General features: G+C 54.2%; 19 protein-coding genes and 1 pseudogene. 8 read left to right on the forward strand and 12 right to left on the reverse strand.

The genetic code is table 11. The features are described from left to right. Positions 1 to 286: 286 nt before the first annotated feature. Together AC2FHW_RS12430 and AC2FHW_RS12435 are read right to left on the reverse strand one after the other, a co-directional pair. On the reverse strand, positions 287 to 505 hold the full coding sequence (locus AC2FHW_RS12430; protein ID WP_142635985.1) for a GDCCVxC domain-containing (seleno)protein: 219 nt from the start codon (positions 503 to 505) through the stop codon (positions 287 to 289). A gap of 4 nt (positions 506 to 509) precedes the next feature. Beyond that, positions 510 to 833: a hypothetical protein gene (locus tag AC2FHW_RS12435; protein WP_271950121.1), complete on the reverse strand. Its 324-nt coding sequence runs from the start codon at positions 831 to 833 to the stop codon at positions 510 to 512. Between the two features lie 99 nt (positions 834 to 932). On the opposite strand from AC2FHW_RS12435, the gene AC2FHW_RS12440 reads away from it, so the two are divergent. The 3 genes from AC2FHW_RS12440 (at position 933) to AC2FHW_RS12450 (ending at position 3,488) form a co-directional block, all read left to right on the forward strand. Further along, positions 933 to 1,331, forward strand: a complete 399-nt coding sequence (locus AC2FHW_RS12440) for a MerR family transcriptional regulator (RefSeq protein ID WP_271950120.1) — start codon at positions 933 to 935, stop codon at positions 1,329 to 1,331. 103 nt (positions 1,332 to 1,434) lie between these two features. Next, a complete protein-coding gene (locus tag AC2FHW_RS12445) occupies positions 1,435 to 2,838 on the forward strand; it encodes a sensor histidine kinase (protein ID WP_496822003.1) in 1,404 nt (467 codons plus the stop codon). Beyond that, the gene (locus tag AC2FHW_RS12450) at positions 2,835 to 3,488 is read left to right on the forward strand and encodes a response regulator (RefSeq protein WP_271950116.1); all 654 of its coding nucleotides are present in this window, start codon (positions 2,835 to 2,837) and stop codon (positions 3,486 to 3,488) included. Before AC2FHW_RS12445 ends, AC2FHW_RS12450 begins: the two co-directional genes overlap by 4 nt. Positions 3,489 to 3,557: 69 nt before the next feature. On the opposite strand, the gene AC2FHW_RS12455 is transcribed toward AC2FHW_RS12450, so the two are convergent. From AC2FHW_RS12455 to AC2FHW_RS12470, 4 genes are all read right to left on the reverse strand, one after another. Next, complete coding sequence (locus tag AC2FHW_RS12455) at positions 3,558 to 4,322, reverse strand: hypothetical protein (protein ID WP_271950114.1); 765 nt, start codon at positions 4,320 to 4,322, stop codon at positions 3,558 to 3,560. Positions 4,323 to 4,469: 147 nt separating this feature from the next. Continuing rightward, positions 4,470 to 5,351: a cation diffusion facilitator family transporter gene (locus tag AC2FHW_RS12460; protein ID WP_142635995.1), complete on the reverse strand. Its 882-nt coding sequence runs from the start codon at positions 5,349 to 5,351 to the stop codon at positions 4,470 to 4,472. 164 nt (positions 5,352 to 5,515) lie between these two features. After that, entirely contained in the window at positions 5,516 to 6,424 is a 909-nt protein-coding gene (locus tag AC2FHW_RS12465; RefSeq protein WP_142635997.1) for a cytochrome c, read from the reverse strand. 13 nt (positions 6,425 to 6,437) lie between these two features. Further along, on the reverse strand, positions 6,438 to 6,905 hold the full coding sequence (locus tag AC2FHW_RS12470; protein ID WP_142636000.1) for a c-type cytochrome: 468 nt from the start codon (positions 6,903 to 6,905) through the stop codon (positions 6,438 to 6,440). Between the two features lie 86 nt (positions 6,906 to 6,991). On the opposite strand from AC2FHW_RS12470, the gene AC2FHW_RS12475 reads away from it, so the two are divergent. The 3 genes from AC2FHW_RS12475 to AC2FHW_RS12485 all read left to right on the forward strand — a co-directional run bounded on the left by AC2FHW_RS12475 (position 6,992) and on the right by AC2FHW_RS12485 (position 9,718). Further along, complete coding sequence (locus AC2FHW_RS12475) at positions 6,992 to 7,837, forward strand: LysR family transcriptional regulator (protein ID WP_142636002.1); 846 nt, start codon at positions 6,992 to 6,994, stop codon at positions 7,835 to 7,837. 435 nt (positions 7,838 to 8,272) lie between these two features. Further along, on the forward strand, positions 8,273 to 8,971 hold the full coding sequence (locus tag AC2FHW_RS12480) for a hypothetical protein (protein WP_496729434.1): 699 nt from the start codon (positions 8,273 to 8,275) through the stop codon (positions 8,969 to 8,971). A 405-nt stretch (positions 8,972 to 9,376) separates the two neighbouring features. Next, the gene (locus AC2FHW_RS12485) at positions 9,377 to 9,718 is read left to right on the forward strand and encodes an SDR family oxidoreductase (protein ID WP_185956751.1); all 342 of its coding nucleotides are present in this window, start codon (positions 9,377 to 9,379) and stop codon (positions 9,716 to 9,718) included. 292 nt (positions 9,719 to 10,010) lie between these two features. On the opposite strand, the gene AC2FHW_RS12490 is transcribed toward AC2FHW_RS12485, so the two are convergent. The 3 genes from AC2FHW_RS12490 to AC2FHW_RS12500 form a co-directional block, all read right to left on the reverse strand. After that, positions 10,011 to 11,189: a carbohydrate porin gene (locus tag AC2FHW_RS12490; RefSeq protein WP_271951644.1), complete on the reverse strand. Its 1,179-nt coding sequence runs from the start codon at positions 11,187 to 11,189 to the stop codon at positions 10,011 to 10,013. Next, positions 11,186 to 11,890: a DUF3299 domain-containing protein gene (locus tag AC2FHW_RS12495; protein WP_271951642.1), complete on the reverse strand. Its 705-nt coding sequence runs from the start codon at positions 11,888 to 11,890 to the stop codon at positions 11,186 to 11,188. Before AC2FHW_RS12495 ends, AC2FHW_RS12490 begins: the two co-directional genes overlap by 4 nt. A gap of 86 nt (positions 11,891 to 11,976) precedes the next feature. Beyond that, a complete protein-coding gene (locus AC2FHW_RS12500) occupies positions 11,977 to 13,527 on the reverse strand; it encodes an amidohydrolase family protein (RefSeq protein WP_271951639.1) in 1,551 nt (516 codons plus the stop codon). Here AC2FHW_RS12500 and AC2FHW_RS12505 point away from each other — a divergent pair. Continuing rightward, the gene (locus tag AC2FHW_RS12505) at positions 13,517 to 14,518 is read left to right on the forward strand and encodes an AraC family transcriptional regulator (protein WP_271951637.1); all 1,002 of its coding nucleotides are present in this window, start codon (positions 13,517 to 13,519) and stop codon (positions 14,516 to 14,518) included. The genes AC2FHW_RS12500 and AC2FHW_RS12505 overlap by 11 nt on opposite strands. Before the next feature lie 147 nt (positions 14,519 to 14,665). Here AC2FHW_RS12505 and AC2FHW_RS12510 read toward each other — a convergent pair. Together AC2FHW_RS12510 and AC2FHW_RS12515 are read right to left on the reverse strand one after the other, a co-directional pair. Further along, positions 14,666 to 14,887 (reverse strand): annotated as a pseudogene (locus tag AC2FHW_RS12510) (transposase); the annotation flags it as partial. 237 nt (positions 14,888 to 15,124) lie between these two features. Further along, the gene (locus AC2FHW_RS12515) at positions 15,125 to 16,912 is read right to left on the reverse strand and encodes a sensor domain-containing diguanylate cyclase (protein ID WP_496822053.1); all 1,788 of its coding nucleotides are present in this window, start codon (positions 16,910 to 16,912) and stop codon (positions 15,125 to 15,127) included. Between the two features lie 181 nt (positions 16,913 to 17,093). Here AC2FHW_RS12515 and AC2FHW_RS12520 point away from each other — a divergent pair, with 181 nt between their 5' ends. Beyond that, positions 17,094 to 19,490 (forward strand): ATP-dependent helicase, encoded by a 2,397-nt coding sequence (locus tag AC2FHW_RS12520; protein ID WP_496822006.1) that lies wholly within the window; start codon positions 17,094 to 17,096, stop codon positions 19,488 to 19,490. Between the two features lie 393 nt (positions 19,491 to 19,883). On the opposite strand, the gene AC2FHW_RS12525 is transcribed toward AC2FHW_RS12520, so the two are convergent. Next, positions 19,884 to 20,108: a DUF1127 domain-containing protein gene (locus tag AC2FHW_RS12525; protein ID WP_142635057.1), complete on the reverse strand. Its 225-nt coding sequence runs from the start codon at positions 20,106 to 20,108 to the stop codon at positions 19,884 to 19,886. Positions 20,109 to 20,184 lie beyond the last annotated feature (76 nt).

The raw sequence follows: 20,184 nt of genomic DNA on the forward strand, positions 1-20,184 counted from the left end.
AATCTGTGAATTTGATTTTCTCGCTGCGCGCGCTCGCAGCATAGATTTTGCTGAGCGGGCATCATCTTGAACACGGCAGTGCGGCGTAAAGAGCGGCTATTGGTGCCGGGCGCAGCGAGGTTTTGTCAGGCAATTCGCGAGACGCGGACTTTGCTACCGTTAGCCATGGCGCAGAGTTGTGCGAGTTTGATGGTCGCGAAGCGCAGAAACCAGACTTTGCAAACTTTGGCGGACGAGCCAATGCGGACACTCAACATCTCTCTGGTATGCTGCGGTTGCGACCCGCTTATCCACAACAGCAGTCACCTAGCTGAATTGGCGGGCACGGGACAGTTGCGTAAGAACAAAAAACACAGCAATCGCCTTCCAATGGCTTCAAAACGACATTGCATGATTTGCATTCATAAAACCACTGGCACGAGTCAGTTGGCATTTTCTCGGTTTCAACGTGCCCACACCGAGGGCAGGTCAAAGTGCTATCCAGCACCACAGTTTGTTTTGTCATTGTCTCACATCTGCATGATTAGATAATCGTTGATTTGAGCCTCATTGAACACGATGACCCATGCCAACGCGGTAGTCGCCGTGTTTCCGACAAGCCACCATTTCAGATTTGCCAACGTCCCGTTTCGATGCGCTACGAACCACGAAACCGCGACCAGCACTGTTGAGATGGCGAGAACATAGTAGCTTGCTGCCGCTATTTTTCCGAATATCGCCAACCAACTGCCACCCAAGCCGAGCAACATCATGGCCATTGGAAGAACACAGCATGTCGCGACCCCCAGAGCGGAAACCGATCCCAGGTAGCTGAGGGTCACATATTTTTTCATCTTTCGCTCCCTGGATAGGCGATTTGATTGTGTTGAGGCACCGGCATTCAATGCGTATAACTCCTGTAGTAACTACAGGATCAAGTGGAGGCACTTCACATGATTGCGATAGGCGAGGCTTCCCGGCAATGCGGGGTCGGCATAGAAACTATCCGCTATTACGAACGCGAAGGTATCGTACCAAGACCCGCACGAGCTCTGAACAATCGTCGCCTCTATTCGGCAAGCGATGTTGGAAGACTTCGATTTTTGAAGAAGTGCCGTGACCTGGGGTTTCCTCTATCTGACGCAAAGGCGCTTTTGGAGCTGTCAGAAGGAAGTGCCGAAGACTGCCGATCAGTGAAAGAACTGGCCGAGGCACACATTGCCAGCGTTCAAAGCAAGATTAGTGAGCTCAGACGCCTAGAGTACGCCTTGAGTGAGCTTACGGCCAATTGTGATAGCGGAAACGTTCAATGCCCGATGCTGCAAAGACTGAGAACGATGGACGATATCTGACTCTGGCCACTGGACGGAAGCGCAGGATCTGAGATTTAGCCAGATCAGGTCAGACCAAGGTCTGTGGTGCGATAACAGATTGTAGTTCATAGTCGATTTCACGATGAGAGCGAAAGTAACTGACCTGACGATTGGCAATTGGTCGCTGTCGCGAGTCTTTCTTGCGGCCAGCATTTTCGTGATGGGTACTGCTACCGCAATCGTCGGGGTCTGGGTGTCAAATCGAATCCAGAACGCAGTCGTGCAAAACTCCGCCAATTCCGCTGCGCTATATATGGAAAGCGTAGTATCCCCGCTCAGCCAGGAATTGGCACATGGCAACCATCTTTCTGAGCAGGCGAGCCTGGCGCTGGACGAGATTTTCATGACCCAGCCAATGCGTGACCGCATTGTCTCCTACAAATTCTGGAAGCAAGGCGGTGTGATTGTACATGCCTCTGATACAGACATCATTGGAAACCGTTTCAATCCAACGGATGACTTAAGGCGGGCGTGGAGCGGTGATATCTCCGGCTCTTTCGAAGAGCTTGATCATGCCGAGAGCGCCGCCGAGGCGGCATTGGGGATACCACTACTTGAAGTTTACAGTCCCATCCGCGAACTCTGGTCCGGCGAAATCATCGCAGTTGCGGAGTTCTACGAAAGAGCTGATCAGCTTGAGTTAGACTTAGCCAAGGCCAGGCGAACAAGTTGGTTGCTTGTCGGTTCCGCATTTCTGACAAGTACTATTGTTCTGTATTCCATTGTCGCAATTGGCGACAAAACTATTCGACGACAGGGGGCTCTTCTTAAACAGCGCCTGACAGAAAGTGAGAGGATGGCCGAGCAGAATGCCCGGCTGCGGTCGCGTGTAGTAGATGCGTCAGAAAGATATGCCACGCAAACAGATCGGTTCCTCAAAAATCTCGGTGCCGAGCTACATGATGGTCCTGCGCAATACCTGTCGCTCGCCGCCCTTAGACTGGAGGCGGCGTTTTCCAAAGAGTCCGAAAGTTCTAAAGAGGCAGAGGAAATTCAGCAGTCTTTGCAAAAATCTCTGGCTGAAATTCGTGCAATATCGCGAGGGCTTTCTGCGCCAGATATCGACAGCTTGTCACTCGTCGATGTTGTGAAGAGAGCCGTAGAGGATCACGTCGAACACAGCCCGTTGCGACCGGATATTTCACTTTTGGGTAGCCAGGCCCCAGAGTTGTCATTGTCCGACAAGCTGTGCGTTTTTCGGTTCCTTCAGGAGACGCTTTCCAATGCCGCGAGATATGCTCCAGCTTCCAAGTGCACCGTTAGTTCTGAGGCGCAGAACGACCGCATAGTTATAAAGGTCAAAGACGACGGACCTGGTTTTGACAGGTCAGAAGAAACCGCGTTGCGAGACGATGGTGGCCAGGGGCTTATGGGCTTGCGGGATCGGGTCGAGAGTATTGGCGGCAGGTTCGAAGTCGCATCGAGACCGGGTGAGGGCACCACCGTTTCTATGACACTCTTTCCCAGAAAGTTAGGCACATCATGACTACATCTGTCGTAATAGCTGATGATCACCCGATATTCAGGGATGGTTTGCAACGCACGCTGGATGAAGCTGATGGTTTTGAAGTTTTGGCTGCCGGGTCCAGCGCTGAAGAGGCAGTATCGCTGGTCGGCACGCATCAGCCGGACATAGCCATTCTTGACCTCTCGATGCCCGGTGGCGGGATAAGCGCAACACGTCAAATTGCAGCGATGGCAAATCCGCCCTTCATTGCAATCTTGACAGTCTCAGAGAACAGCAGCGATGTCGCGGACGCCTTGGAGGCGGGCGCAGTTGGGTACATTGTGAAGGGAGTAACCGCGAGCGAACTAACCGCTTCCTTACGCAGCATCGCCGCAGGTGAAGGGTTCGTTTCTCCGGGCTTGGCCTCGCGGGTATTGCTTCAAATCAACGCTGACACCGGCATGTCTGTTAACAGCAGTATGCTCGATGACCTTACGCATCGTGAGGAGGAAATACTGAGACGTGTGGCCAAAGGACTGAGTAATCGTGAAATAGCCGACGAGCTAGACCTTCAGGAAAAAACCGTGAAGCACTACATGACGGCAATCCTGTCAAAGCTTCATGCGCGAAATCGGGTAGAGGCAGCACTCATTGCCCATGATGTTTGGAATAAGGGAGACTACCTATAGTCTCTTTGACTACGATGGCGGCCCTCCACAGAGAGAAGCCGCCAACGGATCATCGACTGGAGTTGCGGTTCAGTTGGCAACCGACTGTAACCTCCGGCGATCAGAGGCCGTTGCGTTTCTTTCAACAACAGTCCGATTGTACGGGTCTTTCAACTCGTAGCGCCCAAACTCGATCTCCTCTTTCCAACCATTGGCATAGTTTACTTCGATATTGTTGCCTTGGCGCTCGATTTTCGTGGGCCGATTTCTAGCAGTGCCGCCTTGCCCAGAAGAACGCACGTTGTCGATTGAGATACCATTCGCCAATGACCGAAGCCTTGAGACGTCAGCACCGGTCGCAGGGCGCTCCTCAACAGTTCGGTTCTGAGCATTCTTTCTCTCATACCGCCCGTTTTCGATCTCCTCCTTGGTTCCGTCGGCGTAACGCACTTCAATGCCGTTAGCGTTTGTTTCGACCTTTGTTACACCGGCCGAACCCAAGGGTTTACCACCTGCTTGAGACCGATCCTTCTTTCCGCTGCCCTTATTGGAGCGTTTGGAGTCGTCATCGTCATCATCATCGTCGCGACCACCTTTGCCTGATCCCGAATTGTCGTCACGATCATCATCCCGGTCGTCGTCGCGGTCATCATCTCTGTCGTCATCCCGATCATCATCGCGACCATCCCCGTCGCTTCCCCTGCCGCTCTTGGCAAAGGCATATGATGGTTCAAAATGTAGGCGACCATCGGCATCAAACGCTGGCACATAAGGTGTTGCCGCGATCAACGAAGCCAACGCCGCGGTACTAAGAAGTTGACCCAGCTTTCTTTGAATTTTCATTTTCGCCTCCAATTTTGAGCATCACGCTTCGTGACGTTGGAGGCAGGTTACTTCTGGTTCGGCTTCCCCACATCGGGCTTAGGTCTGACGAATTTCAAGCCGAACGTCTTAGTCAGATCAGTCAAACCAATAGAGTTTTTGCTGAGCCATGTGACCAGTTTAGCGGGAACTAACCCGGTCACCCTTCAGCTCGTCATCAGGTTCGAGGTGAATGACAAAGACAGAACCCGGATACAAACGATCCAATTCTTCCTCGATGTCATTGCAAATATCATGCGCCGCGCTGACTGGCATTGTGCCGTCCACAACAAGATGAAACTCCACAAAGATGACATTCGCGGATCTGCGCCCTTTGAGGTCGTGGTACTCTAAGGCGGCGCCGAGATTTGCTTCGATTGCGTTGGAAACAGTCTGCAAATCATGGTCCGAAAGTGTCACATCCATGAGGCCATCGACGGACGACCGAATAACTTTCCAGCCCTCCCACAAGATGTTCAGTGCAACAAGAATTGCCAGGATCGGATCGAGGATCAGCCAGCCGGTGACAAGCGCCAGTATCAGACCTGCGATGACACCAACTGAAGTCATGACATCTGTAAAAATGTGCCGGGAGCTTGCCTCCAATGCAGGCGAATCCTCGCGCCGGCCGATTTTGAGCAATAGGTAGGCCCATGCGCCATTCACACCCGTTGCAATGACATTGACGGCAATTCCAAGCAGCGGCGCATCCTCAAGATGCGGGTTAGGGAGCGCCAGTACAGCTTCTCTGATGATCAAGAACGCCGCCAGCACAATCAGTACGCCCTCGGCGACGGCAGAAAGATACTCGGCTTTTTTGTGACCAAAGGGGTGGTTTTCGTCAGGGGGTATGTTGGCAATCCGAACCGCAAAATACGCCAGCAGTGCCGCAACGACATTCACGGTGGATTCCATCGCGTCCGACAATAACGCCACCGAGCCTGTCAGCCACCAAGCCAACAGTTTTAGGGCCAGTACCGCAATGGATATCGGAATGGACCAAAGAGCGATTTTTTGTGTCATTTGGCCGCGACCCTCAGTCAATCATGAACAGAAACTCGGGTGATTGGTGAGCTCCGATGTTCAAAACGTAAAACAGGTGTTGGTGAAAAGGGAATAGGCCTCACAGCTTCCTACTGGCGACCGGCAACAGCATCTGGTCCCCGCAGCATGGCGCCGAACGACTGTTACTCGGATGGAAGCCCCGTCGACGAAACAGGAACAGCTTTGAGATAGGCGGCAATTGCCAAACGGTCATCATCCGTGAGGCGTGATGTGTTCTCAATGACGTCCACCATCTCACCACCTGCGCTGTCATAGTCCGGCGTGAAGCCGGATTTCAGGTACTCGGCGATGTCAGCCTCGGACCAATCAAGCTGGTCTGAGGTAAGGCCGGGGATGCGACCTTTCCCGTTTGGATTTGGTGCACCTGTCAACCAAAGGTCTCGTTTCAGACCACCTAAGCCATTTCGCGGCGTATGGCATTCGGCGCAGTGACCCAACGCCTCCACCAGATACCGGCCTTGCCTTTGTTGGTTGGTCAGATCACCTTCGACTACCCAGCCTGGCGACATGAACAAAAGCTTCCATCCCCCCAGTCCGCGTCGAATGTTGAAGGGAAAGCGAACCTCCTGCACCTCGCTTTCGGTTGCGACCGCTGGCAGCGTGCCGAGGAATGCATGAAGCGAAACAACGTCTTCGACTGACATGTTGGCATAAGACGTATAGGGAAACGCAGGAAAATAGTGTTGCCCTTCGGGCCCGGTTCCATGGATTAGGGCATTGGCCAGATCCAATACAGACCAGGACCCGATGCCAACCTCGGGGTCACTGGATATGTTCGGGGCAATGAACGTGCCGAAATCCGTCTCGAACCTACGACCACCGGAGAGCATGAGCTTGTCCTCACCAACCGCGCCCTGCGCTGAATGACAGGATGCGCATCCTGCGGCGTAGAAAATGGTCTCACCTCTGGCGAGATCGGGAGTAACGCCTTCGAGAAGAGCTTGATCCACTCTTTGTGGTCGGGTCAGCACCAAACCGGCCAACCCAACCGAAAGTGCAACGAAAGCGGTGAAAAGGAAAAACCGTTTCACAGCTATCTACCAATTAGTCATTCGGTGCTCTGTACGCTTTGTGACATGCCGAACAGCTTCCACCCAGATCGCCCATAGCCGCTTTCAGGGCATCAACATCTTGGCCAGCCGCAGCCTGCATCGCAACAGCGGCATCTGCCATGGCCTGCCCTTTCGCACCAACGTCAGGGAAGTTTTCCCAGATTGTCGGCAGTGCACGGGTGGACGGATCGGATACGTTGTCTGATCCTGCGGGCCACATCGCGGATTGATCGATCTGCGTCAGAACCACCAGGTTGTTCGCGGCCCGTGTTGCTGCTTCGGCGTCATATTCCACCTCGCCCTTGGCCATACCGCCCAGAGTTCCAAGATTGAAGGAATAGAGCTGCATGATTGAAGTCCGAGCTTTCACAGCCGGATTTTCGCTTTCATGGGCGATGGCTGCGCCAATGGCCGCTACAGACAAAATGCCTGCCGCCAAAATTGAGAACTTCTTCATCATGATGTCTCTCCCTGTTCAATACTTCGAATGTTAGCTTGAACGAATTTACTTGTAATTGTTTGTTATTCGCCGCCTCCTGTTAATTTATGAACAACGATAATTGGGATGACATTCGATATGTGCTTGCCGTTGATGGATACGGTTCGCTGAACGCGGCGGCGGAAGCTTTGGGGGTAACGCATGCGACAGTCCTGCGCAGAGTGGTTGCCTTTGAACAGAGAAGTGGCTGTGCGATTTTTCGGAAGAGCCCTTCTGGATATTCCACGCTGCCTGAGGCCAGAACAATTCTCTCGGCTATGGAAAACGTTGAAGATGCGGTGCTTTCAGTAGAGAGGGCAATCGTAGGCGCGAACCGCTCTCCTGTTGGTCACGTTCGCATCACGTCCACTGACAGTCTTTGCCAGATGGTATTGCCTCAGATTTTGAATGAAATTTCCAAAGAGTACCCAGGGTTGGAACTGACTTTGTTGAGTAGCAACAGCCACCGTGATCTATCCCGGCTGACTGCGGATATCGCTGTGCGCCCATCGATTAAACTTGAGGACGGCCTGGTTGGAGAACGATCAGGCACATTGTCGTTTGGGGTCTATGATGATGGTTCCCCAAATCGTAAATGGATGAGGCTTGACGGCGCGTTGAGCCGCTCTCTGCCTGCCAAGTGGCTAGCAGAAAACGCGAATACCGAACAAACTACCAACGGAGCAGACAGTTTTTTGGTGCTTCAGCAGATGGCCGTTTCCGGAGCGGGCAAGACATTTTTACCTGAATTCATCGGCGACGCTGACCCCCGCCTTCATAGATCGCCCGGCATGAATCCCCAAATCGAAGTTCCGCTCTGGGTCGCGACATTAGAGGAAATCGCGCAGACACCAAGGTTTGCTGTCGTGCAACGGGCCTTGGTTGAACGCATAGCCAAAGCTCTAGCCAACTGAAATCACCTAAATACAGTTGTAAGCAGTCGCATTATTTGCAGAGCAGCATTACGAGTTCAGTGTTTCAAAGGCCGACATTCCGATGCAAGGCATTCAGCGCAATAGCGGCTTTAGGCTGACTACGGATGTTGCCGCGGTCAAGTCGGAAAGCTGTTTTGTCCAGCATCTGACGCAATTGATCACAGCACGGTGGTGGAGTACGTCTGTCAGACCGGGCGTTCGTAATACTCGCGGCGAAAGTTTCGTGCGAACCCCATTTTGGGTTTGCCGCAATGGTGACGAAAGTCGGCCATAACGTCTGTGCCGACCAATAATCCGTCAAGATATGTTTCGAAGGCTGAACTGTCATGTTCTCTAATCCCTGTGCGCTAATCGTGGACCCAAGCAATGCATACGGCTAGCATCGGAGATCACACAGCAAGAAGGGAGAATCACATGTCGAAGTTCACCAACAGAACAGCTGTCCATGGGGTTGCTGCACTCGTAATCTGCTGTTTCGCGGCAATCGCTCAGGCACAATCGGCAGGCGAGGAGATGTCGTTCTTCATCACTAGTGTAGGCAAAGGAGACGGTGCCAATCTAGGCGGCCTCGACGGCGCCGATGCTCATTGTAATGCACTTGCTTCTGCGGTCAGTTCTTCCAAAACTTTTTCGGCCTATCTGAGCACGTCAATGTCCATTGATCGCAGCACCGACCCGATGACAATAACCAACGGCATTTCGGCACGCGACCGAATCGGGGCGGGTCCATGGTACAATGCCAAGGGAGAACTCATCGCCAACAATGTAGAAGACCTGCACAGCGACAGCGTGAACATTAGTATTCTGACCGCACTCGATGAAAACGGTAACCCTGTAAATGGGCGTGGTAGTCAGCCGAACAAACATGACATTTTGACCGGCTCCGATTCTGCCGGACATTTCTCGACGGCAGGTGGCGATACGACATGCAGCAACTGGACTTCGAATAGTGAAGACGGGTCCGCGATTGTCGGACATCATGACCGTGTAGGTCTCAATGATGCGCGAAACATGGTGTCCTGGAACTCGTCGCACGGCTCGCGTGGTTGTGGAGAAGAACATCTGCCACGTTCTGGCGGGGCGGGTCTGTTTTATTGCTTCTCAACGGACTGATCAGACAGCGCTGGTGCGTGTGCCACCCGCATTGCCGCTAGTATTCACCAGGTCAATTTTTCGGGGCGCATTCTGGAAGCGCTCGTTGTCGCCATCGTAAGCAATGAGCGCTGTTTCATGCGTCCAGATTTTCCAATCTGGATGCACCGAAAGCTCCGTTTGAAATTCGGACTATGACCTCGCCTTGAATGGCCGGTTTGACGAATAAAGTTGCACCGCAGCGATGCGCGTGCAGCAGCTGCGAACCGATGCTGCGTCAGCAATAGCAGCGGTTGCATAAGGCTGCTTTGTCCGCGTCTTTCCAGTTCGGGCTTGGCGCGGTGAAGGGTCGGTTACGTACCAACCTTTTCAGAAATCTCCTTACCGCCCTATTTTGCACTCAGCCTGAATCGACCCCACAAGCTGATGGGCCAGATCAACCTTGTCCGCGTTGGACAGAGACATATCAGCGATGCTGGATCGTTCACGCTCACTGCCGGCATACTGTCACGAGAACCGATGCAGGGCTCGGTGGTGATCAGCATCGCCAATGGGGCGCTGGAATCCTTTGCCAAGGCAGCAGCACTCGAACTTGATCGCGAACTACGGGTGAACACCGTCAGCCCGGTCTTCGTCAAGGAAACGATGGAGATGATGGGCATGGATTCAAGCACGGGCTTATCGGCGGCAGACACTGCAAAGGCCTACGTCGCTGCCGTCGAAGGGAACATGAACGGTGAAACGTTGGACGCGCCTGACTATGCATAACGCTATGAGCTAATCAAACTTGCTTGGAAAAAACCTGCCGTTCAGACCGCGAGGCCGAATGGCAGATTTGTCCCGCGTCTTGCCAGTTCGTGCGCCGCGCCGCGAAAGGCGCTCCATCGCGAAACGGTCGTTCATGGATCTCGCGGCGAAGGTGCCGGGAGAGCCCAAAGCTACCGGGTGCTGCAGTCCGCGCTAACGGTGGCAACGCGCAGAAAGCGGGCTTTGCTAAGTCCTGTTGATCTCACCTAGTCGCCCTTTGGCACTGCCACTTACCTATTGCATTCACCCCGCATTAGAAAACGATCCGGGTTCTTAGACCGAACAGGGTAATCCGGTCCTGATCGGGATTTAGAAGCGGGTCGGAAATGAATTGTACCGATGGCGTGATCTGCAGTCCGGGTGCGATTGAAAAACGGTAGAATGCTTCGAGTGTGAACTGATCGCCATCTATGCCTCTTGCCTCGGCCCAGTTCAGGCCCAACCCGGCCAAATCGGTATTGCGACCGTAGTAGCCAATACCCGCAGAAACGGACCGATCATAGAGTGCTGCTGCCCCTTTTGAGGCCCCTGCCCGGAAGAACGGCATCCACTTATTGTCAATAAACCATGCTGCTGAGAACGCGGCACCGTAATCTTCTGGACGGCTACCATCGTCAGCCGCATCCGCATGCCAGAGGGTCAGATGGATATTGTCGAAGTAAATGCGATCAAAGCCAGAGGTGTAACCAAGTTCGAGTGATTTGAAGAGATTGCCGTCGCTAAACACATCAAAGTTTGGATCAGACGGGTCGGCGTTTGCGTCTGAGACGCTCGCAACGGCGTAGAGGTTCTTGCTCAGCTTTATCCCGCCCGCAATGCCAAGGCCTTGGTTGGGTGCGTTGATTGTCGGGTTGGTATTGAAAGACAGGTTTTGGAAACCACTGTATGGGCTTACCAACCCATAAATGTCCACAAAGTCCGTTACATCAATCTGGCCGACTTGCAGCGTCCACGAACCGTTCTCGGCCCTTTGGGTCCAGAACAGGTTGGTCAATAGCAAACCATTATCGTTGAAGGCTGTTCCCGTGATCGAAAGGGCTCCACCATCCAGACCAAGAAACTGTGGGGCAACATCGGTATAGTTGTGCCGGTCTTCGATCTTGAATGTCAAAGACCCCTGTTCAGTCGCCTGCCAACTGCCATAGAACCGCGCATTTCCGCTGGCAGCTTCGCCCTCCCCCAGATCCGCGTTCGTGGTTTGGCCCAATGCCAAGTAATCAATGTTGAACCGAAACCCATTCTCCGCCAGTCGGTCTTTCCACTGAAACCAACCCGGTGCGGTATTGCGCGGAAAATCGGAACGATATTGTGGATCGGTCAGTCCATCTCCGGGCTCAAGATCAGCTTCGACCGAAGAGGGCCCGGACAGACCTTGAGCCGACGCCGCGCCGGCAAAGACAATACTCAGTACGACAACGAGAAGTCTTATCATTCAGACGCTTTTGCCCCGCCGGTCTTGCGATTGCCCGCCGCTCGGATACGATCAGCGGCACGCTGCTTCCATTCCAGCCTGTCTGCTTCGGTTTCCAGAGTTTCGACACGTTCCGTCTCCAACTGGAATGTCGCACTCATAGGCATGAGGCCGTCCACAACCATCATATTCTGAACAGTGGGATCGATAGTCAGCGTGCCCGTCAGCCGAACGGGTTCGTGGAAATAGCTGGGCGTCCAGTCGCCATTCAACCGCACGCGAATCATTTGATTGGGTTGGGGCGGGGGCATGTGGCTACACATTCCTCGTTCTGGCACTAGATACGCCACAGATCGCCCGTCTGGATCGCTCGGGCCCGGGATGGCAAAGCCCGCGATTGTTATTGTTTGACCGTCGAATTGCGGATTTCCGTTTGTTCCTGCCTTTCTTCGCCGTTCTTTCACAAGCTCTCTTTGATCGAGCAGCCAATCGACATCAACGCCAACTCCCGCCAAGGCATCCTCGGTCTCGGTCAGAAGCTCCTGCCAATTCAGTCTTTCTTCCGCGCTGCCAGTGTCTTGCTGCAGCCTGCCACGCATCCGCACAACGAATAGGACGTCGTCGAACTGTTCGGGGCTGAGCACCCGATAGGGATCCTCAAAGACCTGCACAGATGGGTCCGGGAGGTCTGCCCAGTCCAGCGCTGCTCCTGGCGTTGCCATGGCGGAATGACCGTAACAGACCAAACCCGCGAGCAAGACGGAACGAAACCAAAGGAACATGAATACTCTCCAGTCGAGTTTTGGGGTCAATTCAGTGTATTTTTGTATATCACACCGTCCTTCATGATAAGCCGGATCGTTTCAGGGCTTTCCGGCCTCGGATCGGCACCAAACCACTGATCACCCGTGCCAACGACCGAGAAGTCTTCGAGGGGGTTACCATCGATCAGCAGGATGTCTGCATAGGCGCCTTCCTCGATCACACCCAGTTTTCCTGCGGTATAAGGGTTCATAAAGTCTCCTGATAGAGCGACTACCTCGCCACCCGTCGATGTCAACGTGACCATTGACGTGTAGGGGCCGAAAAAATCATTGTTTAAGTGTTTTTCGTAGGCAATCTGGATATTGCACGCCTCTACCGAACCAACACAGTCTGTCTGGAAACCCCGCTTCACCGGGCATTCTTTCATATTGTCGATATAGCCTGCAAATGTGGCCGAGGCAGACTTTGCCTTGGCAAGGCTCGCCGGAACATTCGCCACAGCTGGAATGTCGAGAAGGCCGGGGTCAAATGCCGTTAGGTTTGTTGTAATGTACGCACCCTTCTCGTTCATGACTTCGGCAATTTCGCAGTCAAAAGAAAAACCATGTTCGATTGACATAACACCTGCGTCGAGCGCACTCAGGATAGCTTCCTTACGATAGGAATGCGCCATGACATAGCTGCCATATTCATTCGCGACCTGCACGGCGGCTCTGATTTCTTCGGGCGACCCGGCCAGCAATTGCCAAGGGTCGAATGCCGACACGACACCACCGGATTGCATGAATTTCAATTGCGTCGCGCCCATACGAAAGTTGTTACGTGCGAATTTATAGACGTCATCAACACCACTGACCTCCTGAGCCATGTTCAGCCGACCCATGTTTGTCTCCGAACCAGGTGGTGCTGTGAAATTCGCGAAGTCAGCGTGACCACCGCGTGTTCCGATAAACGCCCCAGATGGATAGTAACGAGGGCCCTCGATTTGCCCCGAGTCAATCGCCCTACGTAGTCCGCCATTAGCGCCACCAGCATCCCGGACAGTGGTGAAACCCTGCATCAAATACATCTCGGCCATCCGCGCACCGTGTATGGCAAAGTCCTCCCAGGTCGTGTTGGCCTCCATCGCAGGCAAGGTCGGCCCCATCAGCATGAGATGTGCGTGTAGTTCAATAAACCCGGGTGTCAGTGTCCGCCCCTCTCCGTCAATGACTGTAGCATTGGGGGCATCGATCGCATCGGTCGATACGGACTTAATCAGGTTGCCCTCGACCAATACGCTGGCATTCTCGATACGCTGTTCATTCACGCCATCGAAGATATGCACGTTGGTAAACAACGTTTGGGGTTCTTCTTGATCCTGAGCCTGCGCGGATGCTGAAAAAGAAAGACCTGCAGCGACAATTACGGTCGAGCAAAGCGACATTCGTAGACCGGACATAAGTACTCCCTTCATATTCATGTTTTGCCAACTGTAGTCCGGAAAACTTTTCCTCGGTTGCCACTTTTGAATTAGCATGTTCGAATGTGTTCGTAAAAATGGCCACTGAATACAAATACTAATCATCACAAGGGTGACGAGCTTGCCTTTCAACTCCGCCTCTCAAGAGCATAGCGAGGGCTTTATTCGCCTCTCCTTAGCCGCTCCGTTTTTGCAATATCTCACCGAACGCAAGATCAATCCGCAACCAGCATTGGACCAGGTCGGATTGAAAGCCGAACTGTTGTCTGACCCATCCGTGTTCGTTCACTCAGAGCTGGTCTACGGATTGGTGAATGCCTTCTCAGAAGTATCAGGAGATCGATACCTAGGACTGAATGTAGGGGAGGCGTTTGACCTACAAGGATGGCCGCCCTTCGCTCAAGCCTTGCAATCTACGAAAACGTTATTCGAGTTTTTTACCCGCTTTGTTGGGCTCGTACCGCAGGAGTCCAATTCTGTGCGGCACAGCCTTGTGATTGAAGCAGACAAGGCGACTTATCGTATCGAGAGGCAACAGGAACCAACTGTCCCACCCATTCAGGTGACCGGTTTTGGTGCCGCAATCTATGTACGCCTATTGCAGACCGTCGTCGGAGATTCTTGGGATTCTTCGCGTGTGCGATGGGAAAGCAGATACATCAATGGGCTGCCTATCGACTACAAAGGGATCGAGGTTGGCCTTGGGACTGATCCCGGAATGCAAATTAGTTTTCCTGTGGGATGGTTGTTTTTGCACCATGTCTCTGAGGGCTCTGCCAAGCCCATAGCTTCACCTCAACAAGAGGAAGAAGTAACCGTGGTGGCAGCTTTGCGCTCTGTCTTACGCGACAAACTAGATGAAACCGATTTGGGACCTGAGATGGTGGCTGGAATGCTGGGAATACAACCGGAACGGTTTCTGAAAGCGCTTCAGCGACAAGGCACAACGCTACCCCGTGAAATCAAACGGCTGCGTGTCGATGTCGCCAAAGAGCACCTCAAAGAAGACCAGATGACAATTGCGGAGATTGGTCTGATGCTCGGCTATTCCGACAAGTCCCATTTCACTCGCTTTTTCCGAGGTCAAACCGGAATGACACCGACTAAGTTCCGAAGCAAGTAAATGTGGTCGAGCCAAAAGAAAACTTGGTTGGGAACGTACGACTAGGCTCCAGACTCATTGATTTACAGCCAGAATAGGACTGTAGCAGCGAGAGCGATGGCCGAGAGGAATACCTTTGGGCATCTGTCATATCGGGTGGCGACGTGCCGCCAACACACCCATATCGCTCCATCGTTTCCAGCGATTGTACAGTGTCTTTGGCGACCCATATTCGCGCGGCGCATCGGACCAACGTAACCCATTGCGATTGATGAAGATAATTCAACTCAAAACGCGCCGATCATCAACCCTCGGCTTACCATGGCTCTTTGGAAAGTAAGGCTGAAGCCGCGCCATCTGCTCGTCAGTCAACCAGAATAGATTGCTCATGTTATACCCCTGAAACTCACGGGTATGAATCACGCAGGCGGGATGACGGCAACCAAATTAATAGGTCCAGAACCTAGGGATTGTGCCACTCAAAGGCGATAGGGCTGGCTAGGACGGTTGGCAAGATCGCGATGTGGCCAAGATCTTGGAGAAAGCTAACAAGTATAGAAGTGGCTACCTTGCCCGCGCAATCAGGCGCCGGGTAAGTGAAGTTTTTGCTAAGTATTAGCTAGAGCTTCACGCCGCCGCGACTGGGCCTGAAGTCCGAACCTTTTGGCCGTTGCTATCAGCGGACCCGGTTTCGGTTGGCGTTCCCTTGGCGACTTGCACCTGATTGCGCCCTTTGTCTTTTGCCATATACAGCGCGTCATCGGCGGCGCGCATCAAATCTTGCGGCATGGTGCCATGCGCCGGGTAATGCGATACACCAACCGAAATCGTTATTCGCGGCAGCGACTTGTCACCGTATCGGACCGAAACCGCTTCGACCGACTGCCGTAATTTCTCGGCACGGCTCACCGCGTCATCCGGGGTGTTGTCCGGCAAGATCAGCATGAATTCCTCACCACCAATACGGCAGGCAACCTCGTCCCGGTCACAGCCCTGTTCCAAGGCAGCTCCGACTGCGCGCAGCACCATGTCGCCTGCATCATGGCCATGAGTGTCGTTGAACTTCTTGAATTGATCGACATCAACGGCGATCAAGCTCAGCGGTACACCGGTCTGTTGACTGCGTGAAATAGACTTGCGCAGGGTTTCCGTCATATGACGACGGTTGAACAGTCCGGTCAAAGGATCACGCACGGACTGGTCGTGCAGCTGATCGCGCATCCTCACATTTGCGATGGCCATGCTGATCTGTTCAGCGCAGAGCTGCGCCAGTTTCCTGCTAACGTGAAACTCTTCATCGCAGTTTTCATGTGCCCGAAGATGCAACAATCCAACCGTCTCGCCATGAGCCAGAATCGGAAAGCAGAAATATTGGCGCCCGTCATGCGGTTCAGCATGCTCGCAGATGAAATCAATCTCGGAGGCGCCGAATTCATAGGTACGCCCCCGGCGCAGACCCCAGCAACCCTCGGGGTGGATATGTGCCTTATGGGTGCCGCCGTTCCAACTGGCACAGCCATCAAGCACATCGCGCGAGTTCGAGTAGACGTAAACGCTGCCCTCTGCTTCGGGCAGGATATGGGTCATAAAGCGCGAAACCATATCGAACAGTTCATCCAGCGAACGGCTGGATTGCAGCCATTCGTTTAGCTCTCCCAGCAGCCGCACCTCACGCGCCAGCCGCAACTGGTCAGCCATCAGATCACGCTCTTTCTCGGATTGTTTGTGCAAAGAGCGCAGTTGCGCCCGGTTGGTCCTGTAGGTCACCAATGACACCATCGCCAGCGCCAACAGGGCCACACCGCTTAGAACGATCAGCGAAATTCTCAGCCGGGTTATGAAGGTCGCCCGCAAATCCGAGATATCGGTAAAAAACTCTATCGCACCGATGAAGCGACCGTTTTTGGTAACCGGCATAAAGACTTTGACTATGTGATGCGCACTGGAGTTCTGAATGTTGCCTGTGTGCAAGTCCAGGCCGTCAATCTCGGATAGGGGCACAACTTCTCGTAAATAGTACACCATTCCCCGGGCAACATCGGCGCGAAAGAACGCGCTGTCTTCGCGCAGGCCGACCTCACCTTGACGAGTGGACCAGACCACGCGTCCACTCGTGTCGAACAACCTGAACCGGTAGACATCCGATGCTTCGGGCATCGAGGTCAGAAACTCTGCGTCATGCCCATCTATATGGCCGGTTCGCAGCGTTGTTTCGGGGTCTTCAAGATGCAAAACAACGCGGCGTTTCCACAATTCTGACTGTTTGAGGATATCTGTCCGCAGCATCCGTTCCACCAAGGGCGCAGGAAGCCTATAGACACCCCAGCCCGCTCCAATGGCGAGGCTGATCAGCAATAGGGTGATCCCGGTCCATTTGAGTCGATGATTGATCGTCCCCCGCTCAGCCAATGCCATATCCATATGCTCCCAAACCTTTGGGCCAAGCATCTGACCTAAGGCTTTACAGAGAGTTAATGGCATCAGTCGAACACCGCTTCATTTGGTTAGAATTGAACGCGAGGAAAATCTTAAAAGCTTGTGAACAAGCCGTGAACAAAGCCTTTCCCTTTGCGCCCATCCGGCGTAGTTTAAGCGTATGAGCAGTTTTGACGAAATGGACGCCTTCGAGGGCGCATCGCTGTCGGCGCGGGCGATGCCTGCGGTGGCTGCCGACTATTTGAACGACCTCAACCCGGCACAGCGCGAAGCGGTCGAGCGGCTGGACGGTCCGGTTTTGATGCTGGCAGGTGCCGGCACGGGCAAGACCAAGGCACTGACCGCGCGGATCACCCATCTGCTCAGATCGCATCGGGTACGCGAGAACGAGATTTTGGCCGTGACCTTCACCAACAAGGCCGCGCGCGAGATGAAAGAACGGGTTGGGCGCATGCTGGGCCGACCTGCCGAAGGGATGCCGTGGCTGGGAACGTTCCACGCGATCTGCGTCAAACTGTTGCGCCGCCATGCCGAACTGGCGGGCCTCAAGTCGAATTTTACCATTTTGGATACGGATGACCAAAAGCGCTTGCTCAAGCAACTGACTCAGGCAGCCAATATCGACGACAAACGCTGGCCTGCGCGGATGCTGGCCGGGATCATTGATGACTGGAAAAACCGCGCGCTAACACCAGATAGAGTGCCTGCTGCGGATGCCGGAGCTTATAATAACAAAGGCATTGAGCTTTATGCCCAATACCAGACCCGCCTGCGTGAGCTGAATGCGGTGGATTTCGGCGATCTGCTGTTGCACGTGGTGACGATCTTTCAAACCCACCCGGATGTGCTGGAGCAATACCAACGCTGGTTCCGCTACATCCTTGTCGACGAGTATCAGGATACCAATGTCGCCCAATATCTCTGGCTGCGTCTGCTGGCCGGGGGGCATAAGAATATCTGCTGTGTTGGCGATGACGATCAGTCGATCTATGGCTGGCGCGGGGCTGAGGTGGGTAACATCCTGCGGTTTGAAAAGGATTTCCCCGGCGCTTTCGTGGTGCGGTTGGAGCAGAACTATCGCTCGACCCCGCATATTCTGGCCGCCGCCTCGAATGTGATCCGTGGCAATGAAAAACGACTGGGTAAAGAGCTTTGGACCGACCGGGAAGAGGGCGAAAAGGTTCGCCTGATCGGCCATTGGGATGGTGAGGAAGAGGCGCGTTGGATCGGAGAAGAGATCGACGCGATGCAGGTCGGGACGCGTGGCGTGCGCCCGATGAACTTGGACGAAATAGCCATCCTCGTGCGTGCGTCGCACCAGATGCGCGCGTTTGAGGATCGGTTCCTGACTATCGGGATGCCCTATAAGGTGATCGGCGGGCCACGGTTTTATGAGCGGATGGAGATTCGCGATGCCATGGCCTATTTCCGGTTGGTGGTCAGCCCCGAGGATGATCTGGCGTTCGAGAGGATCGTGAACACGCCCAAGCGCGGCCTTGGGGACAAGGCGCAGCAGACCATTCAGGTGATGGCGCGTGAAAACGGGGTGTCCCTGGTCGAAGGCGCGCGGATCGTGGTCGAGCAGGGGTTGATCAAGGGCAAGGGCGGCAAGGCGCTGCGCGAGTTGATCGACGGGCTGGCTCGGTGGAATGCGATGACACGCGGACCACGTATCGAAGTGGATGATGACACCGTCATTGATGACGGGGTGTCTCCGATCCGCTATGGCGCGCCCGAGCACACGCATATCGAACTGGCGCAGATCGTGCTGGATGAATCCGGCTATACCGCCCATTGGCAGAATGAGAAAACGCCCGAGGCGCCGGGGCGGCTGGAAAACCTCAAGGAACTGGTCAACCAGCTGGACAATTTCGAGAACCTGCAAGGGTTCTTGGAACATGTCAGCCTGGTCATGGACAATGAAAAGGAAACGGATGGGGCAAAGGTCTCGATCATGACTCTGCATGCGGCCAAGGGGCTGGAGTTTCCCGCCGTGTTTCTACCGGGTTGGGAGGACGGGTTGTTCCCGTCGCAGCGGTCGATGGACGAGACCGGAATCAAGGGGCTCGAAGAGGAACGGCGCCTGGCCTATGTGGGCATCACCCGTGCCGAAGAGGTCTGTACGATTTCCTTTGCCGCCAACCGCCGGGTGTTCGGGCAATGGCAGAATTCGATGCCATCACGGTTTATTGACGAACTGCCCGAGGAGCATGTCGAGGTTCTGACGCCTCCGGGACTCTATGGCGGGGGGCAGCCCTCGGCCGGGATCGAAACCCGTGCGGCTGAGGCAAATGTCTATAACTCACCCGGCTGGAAACGGCTGCAGGCGCGGCAGGGACAATATGGCATGTCGCAACCGCGCGAAACCCGCAACACGGTGATCGACGCAACCGCGGTGGCAAGTTTCACACTGGGTGAACGGGTGTTTCACAAGAAATTCGGCTATGGCGCAGTGGAGGGCATCGAGGGCGACAAGGTTGAGGTCGCGTTCGACAAGGCGGGCACCAAGAAGGTTGTTGCCCAGTATCTTTTTCCGAAGGACGACGTTCCGTTTTAACCAAAAGGAATGCGCCTGACGGCGCATGCTCAATGTTTTGAAAGGCGCCTGGGTGGGCGCCTTTTTCTTTGGGAGAAACGAAAAACGGCGGTTCCCAGGGAGGAGGAAGGAAACCGCCGTTCTTTTCAACACCAAGGCAGGGAGGAGGAGAGCCCCGATGTATCAGAACCCGGGTTTGATCCCGGTATGAGGAAGACGCGGCGACGTCAGGGAGGAGGAGAGACGTCGCCGCGTACTTTCAACATCAGGGCAGGGAGGAGGAGAGCCCCGATGTATCTGCTTCCGGCGTTCAGGGCCGGTATAAAAGGCGGCAACGTCAGGGAGGAGGAGAGACGTTGCCGCAGATTACAGACCCAAGGGAGGAGTAGGGTCTGATCTCTGTATGCTGTGCGCTTAACGCGCGAATTGTTCTTCTGCGGCCTGCATTGCCAGCCGACGGATCATTGAGCGGTGCAGGCCCAGGTCGGCCAACTCGCGATCGGACAGCTCGGACAGTTCGTTAACCGTCTGGCGGTAGGCCCGATAGCGTGCAAACCGGGTCTTTGCGGTTTCGATCATCGAAGCCAGGCCGAATGCCGGAGCGCTTCTCAGAGCGGTTTGTTGTGTTGCTACACCCATCTGCGTAACCCGTTTCGTATGTTGGTGCCGAAGTGTTTCGGCGTTTGCTTGAGGATGAAAATAAGCAAATGCTGCG

The organism is Ruegeria sp. YTSA108 (genome assembly GCF_059610185.1).

Bases quoted from the DNA above. Each gene is read 5' to 3' on its own strand.
- AC2FHW_RS12440 (WP_271950120.1), top strand. From the start codon at position 933: ATGATTGCGATAGGCGAGGCTTCCCGGCAATGCGGGGTCGGCATAGAA.
- AC2FHW_RS12485 (WP_185956751.1), top strand. From the start codon at position 9,377: ATGGGCCAGATCAACCTTGTCCGCGTTGGACAGAGACATATCAGCGAT.
- AC2FHW_RS12450 (WP_271950116.1), top strand. From the start codon at position 2,835: ATGACTACATCTGTCGTAATAGCTGATGATCACCCGATATTCAGGGAT.
- AC2FHW_RS12445 (WP_496822003.1), top strand. From the start codon at position 1,435: ATGAGAGCGAAAGTAACTGACCTGACGATTGGCAATTGGTCGCTGTCG.
- AC2FHW_RS12490 (WP_271951644.1), bottom strand. From the start codon at position 11,189: ATGATAAGACTTCTCGTTGTCGTACTGAGTATTGTCTTTGCCGGCGCG.
- AC2FHW_RS12520 (WP_496822006.1), top strand. From the start codon at position 17,094: ATGAGCAGTTTTGACGAAATGGACGCCTTCGAGGGCGCATCGCTGTCG.
- AC2FHW_RS12495 (WP_271951642.1), bottom strand. From the start codon at position 11,890: ATGGCAACGCCAGGAGCAGCGCTGGACTGGGCAGACCTCCCGGACCCA.
- AC2FHW_RS12470 (WP_142636000.1), bottom strand. From the start codon at position 6,905: ATGATGAAGAAGTTCTCAATTTTGGCGGCAGGCATTTTGTCTGTAGCG.
- AC2FHW_RS12515 (WP_496822053.1), bottom strand. From the start codon at position 16,912: ATGGCATTGGCTGAGCGGGGGACGATCAATCATCGACTCAAATGGACC.
- AC2FHW_RS12430 (WP_142635985.1), bottom strand. From the start codon at position 505: ATGACAAAACAAACTGTGGTGCTGGATAGCACTTTGACCTGCCCTCGG.
- AC2FHW_RS12475 (WP_142636002.1), top strand. From the start codon at position 6,992: ATGAACAACGATAATTGGGATGACATTCGATATGTGCTTGCCGTTGAT.
- AC2FHW_RS12460 (WP_142635995.1), bottom strand. From the start codon at position 5,351: ATGACACAAAAAATCGCTCTTTGGTCCATTCCGATATCCATTGCGGTA.
- AC2FHW_RS12525 (WP_142635057.1), bottom strand. From the start codon at position 20,108: ATGGGTGTAGCAACACAACAAACCGCTCTGAGAAGCGCTCCGGCATTC.
- AC2FHW_RS12435 (WP_271950121.1), bottom strand. From the start codon at position 833: ATGAAAAAATATGTGACCCTCAGCTACCTGGGATCGGTTTCCGCTCTG.
- AC2FHW_RS12480 (WP_496729434.1), top strand. From the start codon at position 8,273: ATGTCGAAGTTCACCAACAGAACAGCTGTCCATGGGGTTGCTGCACTC.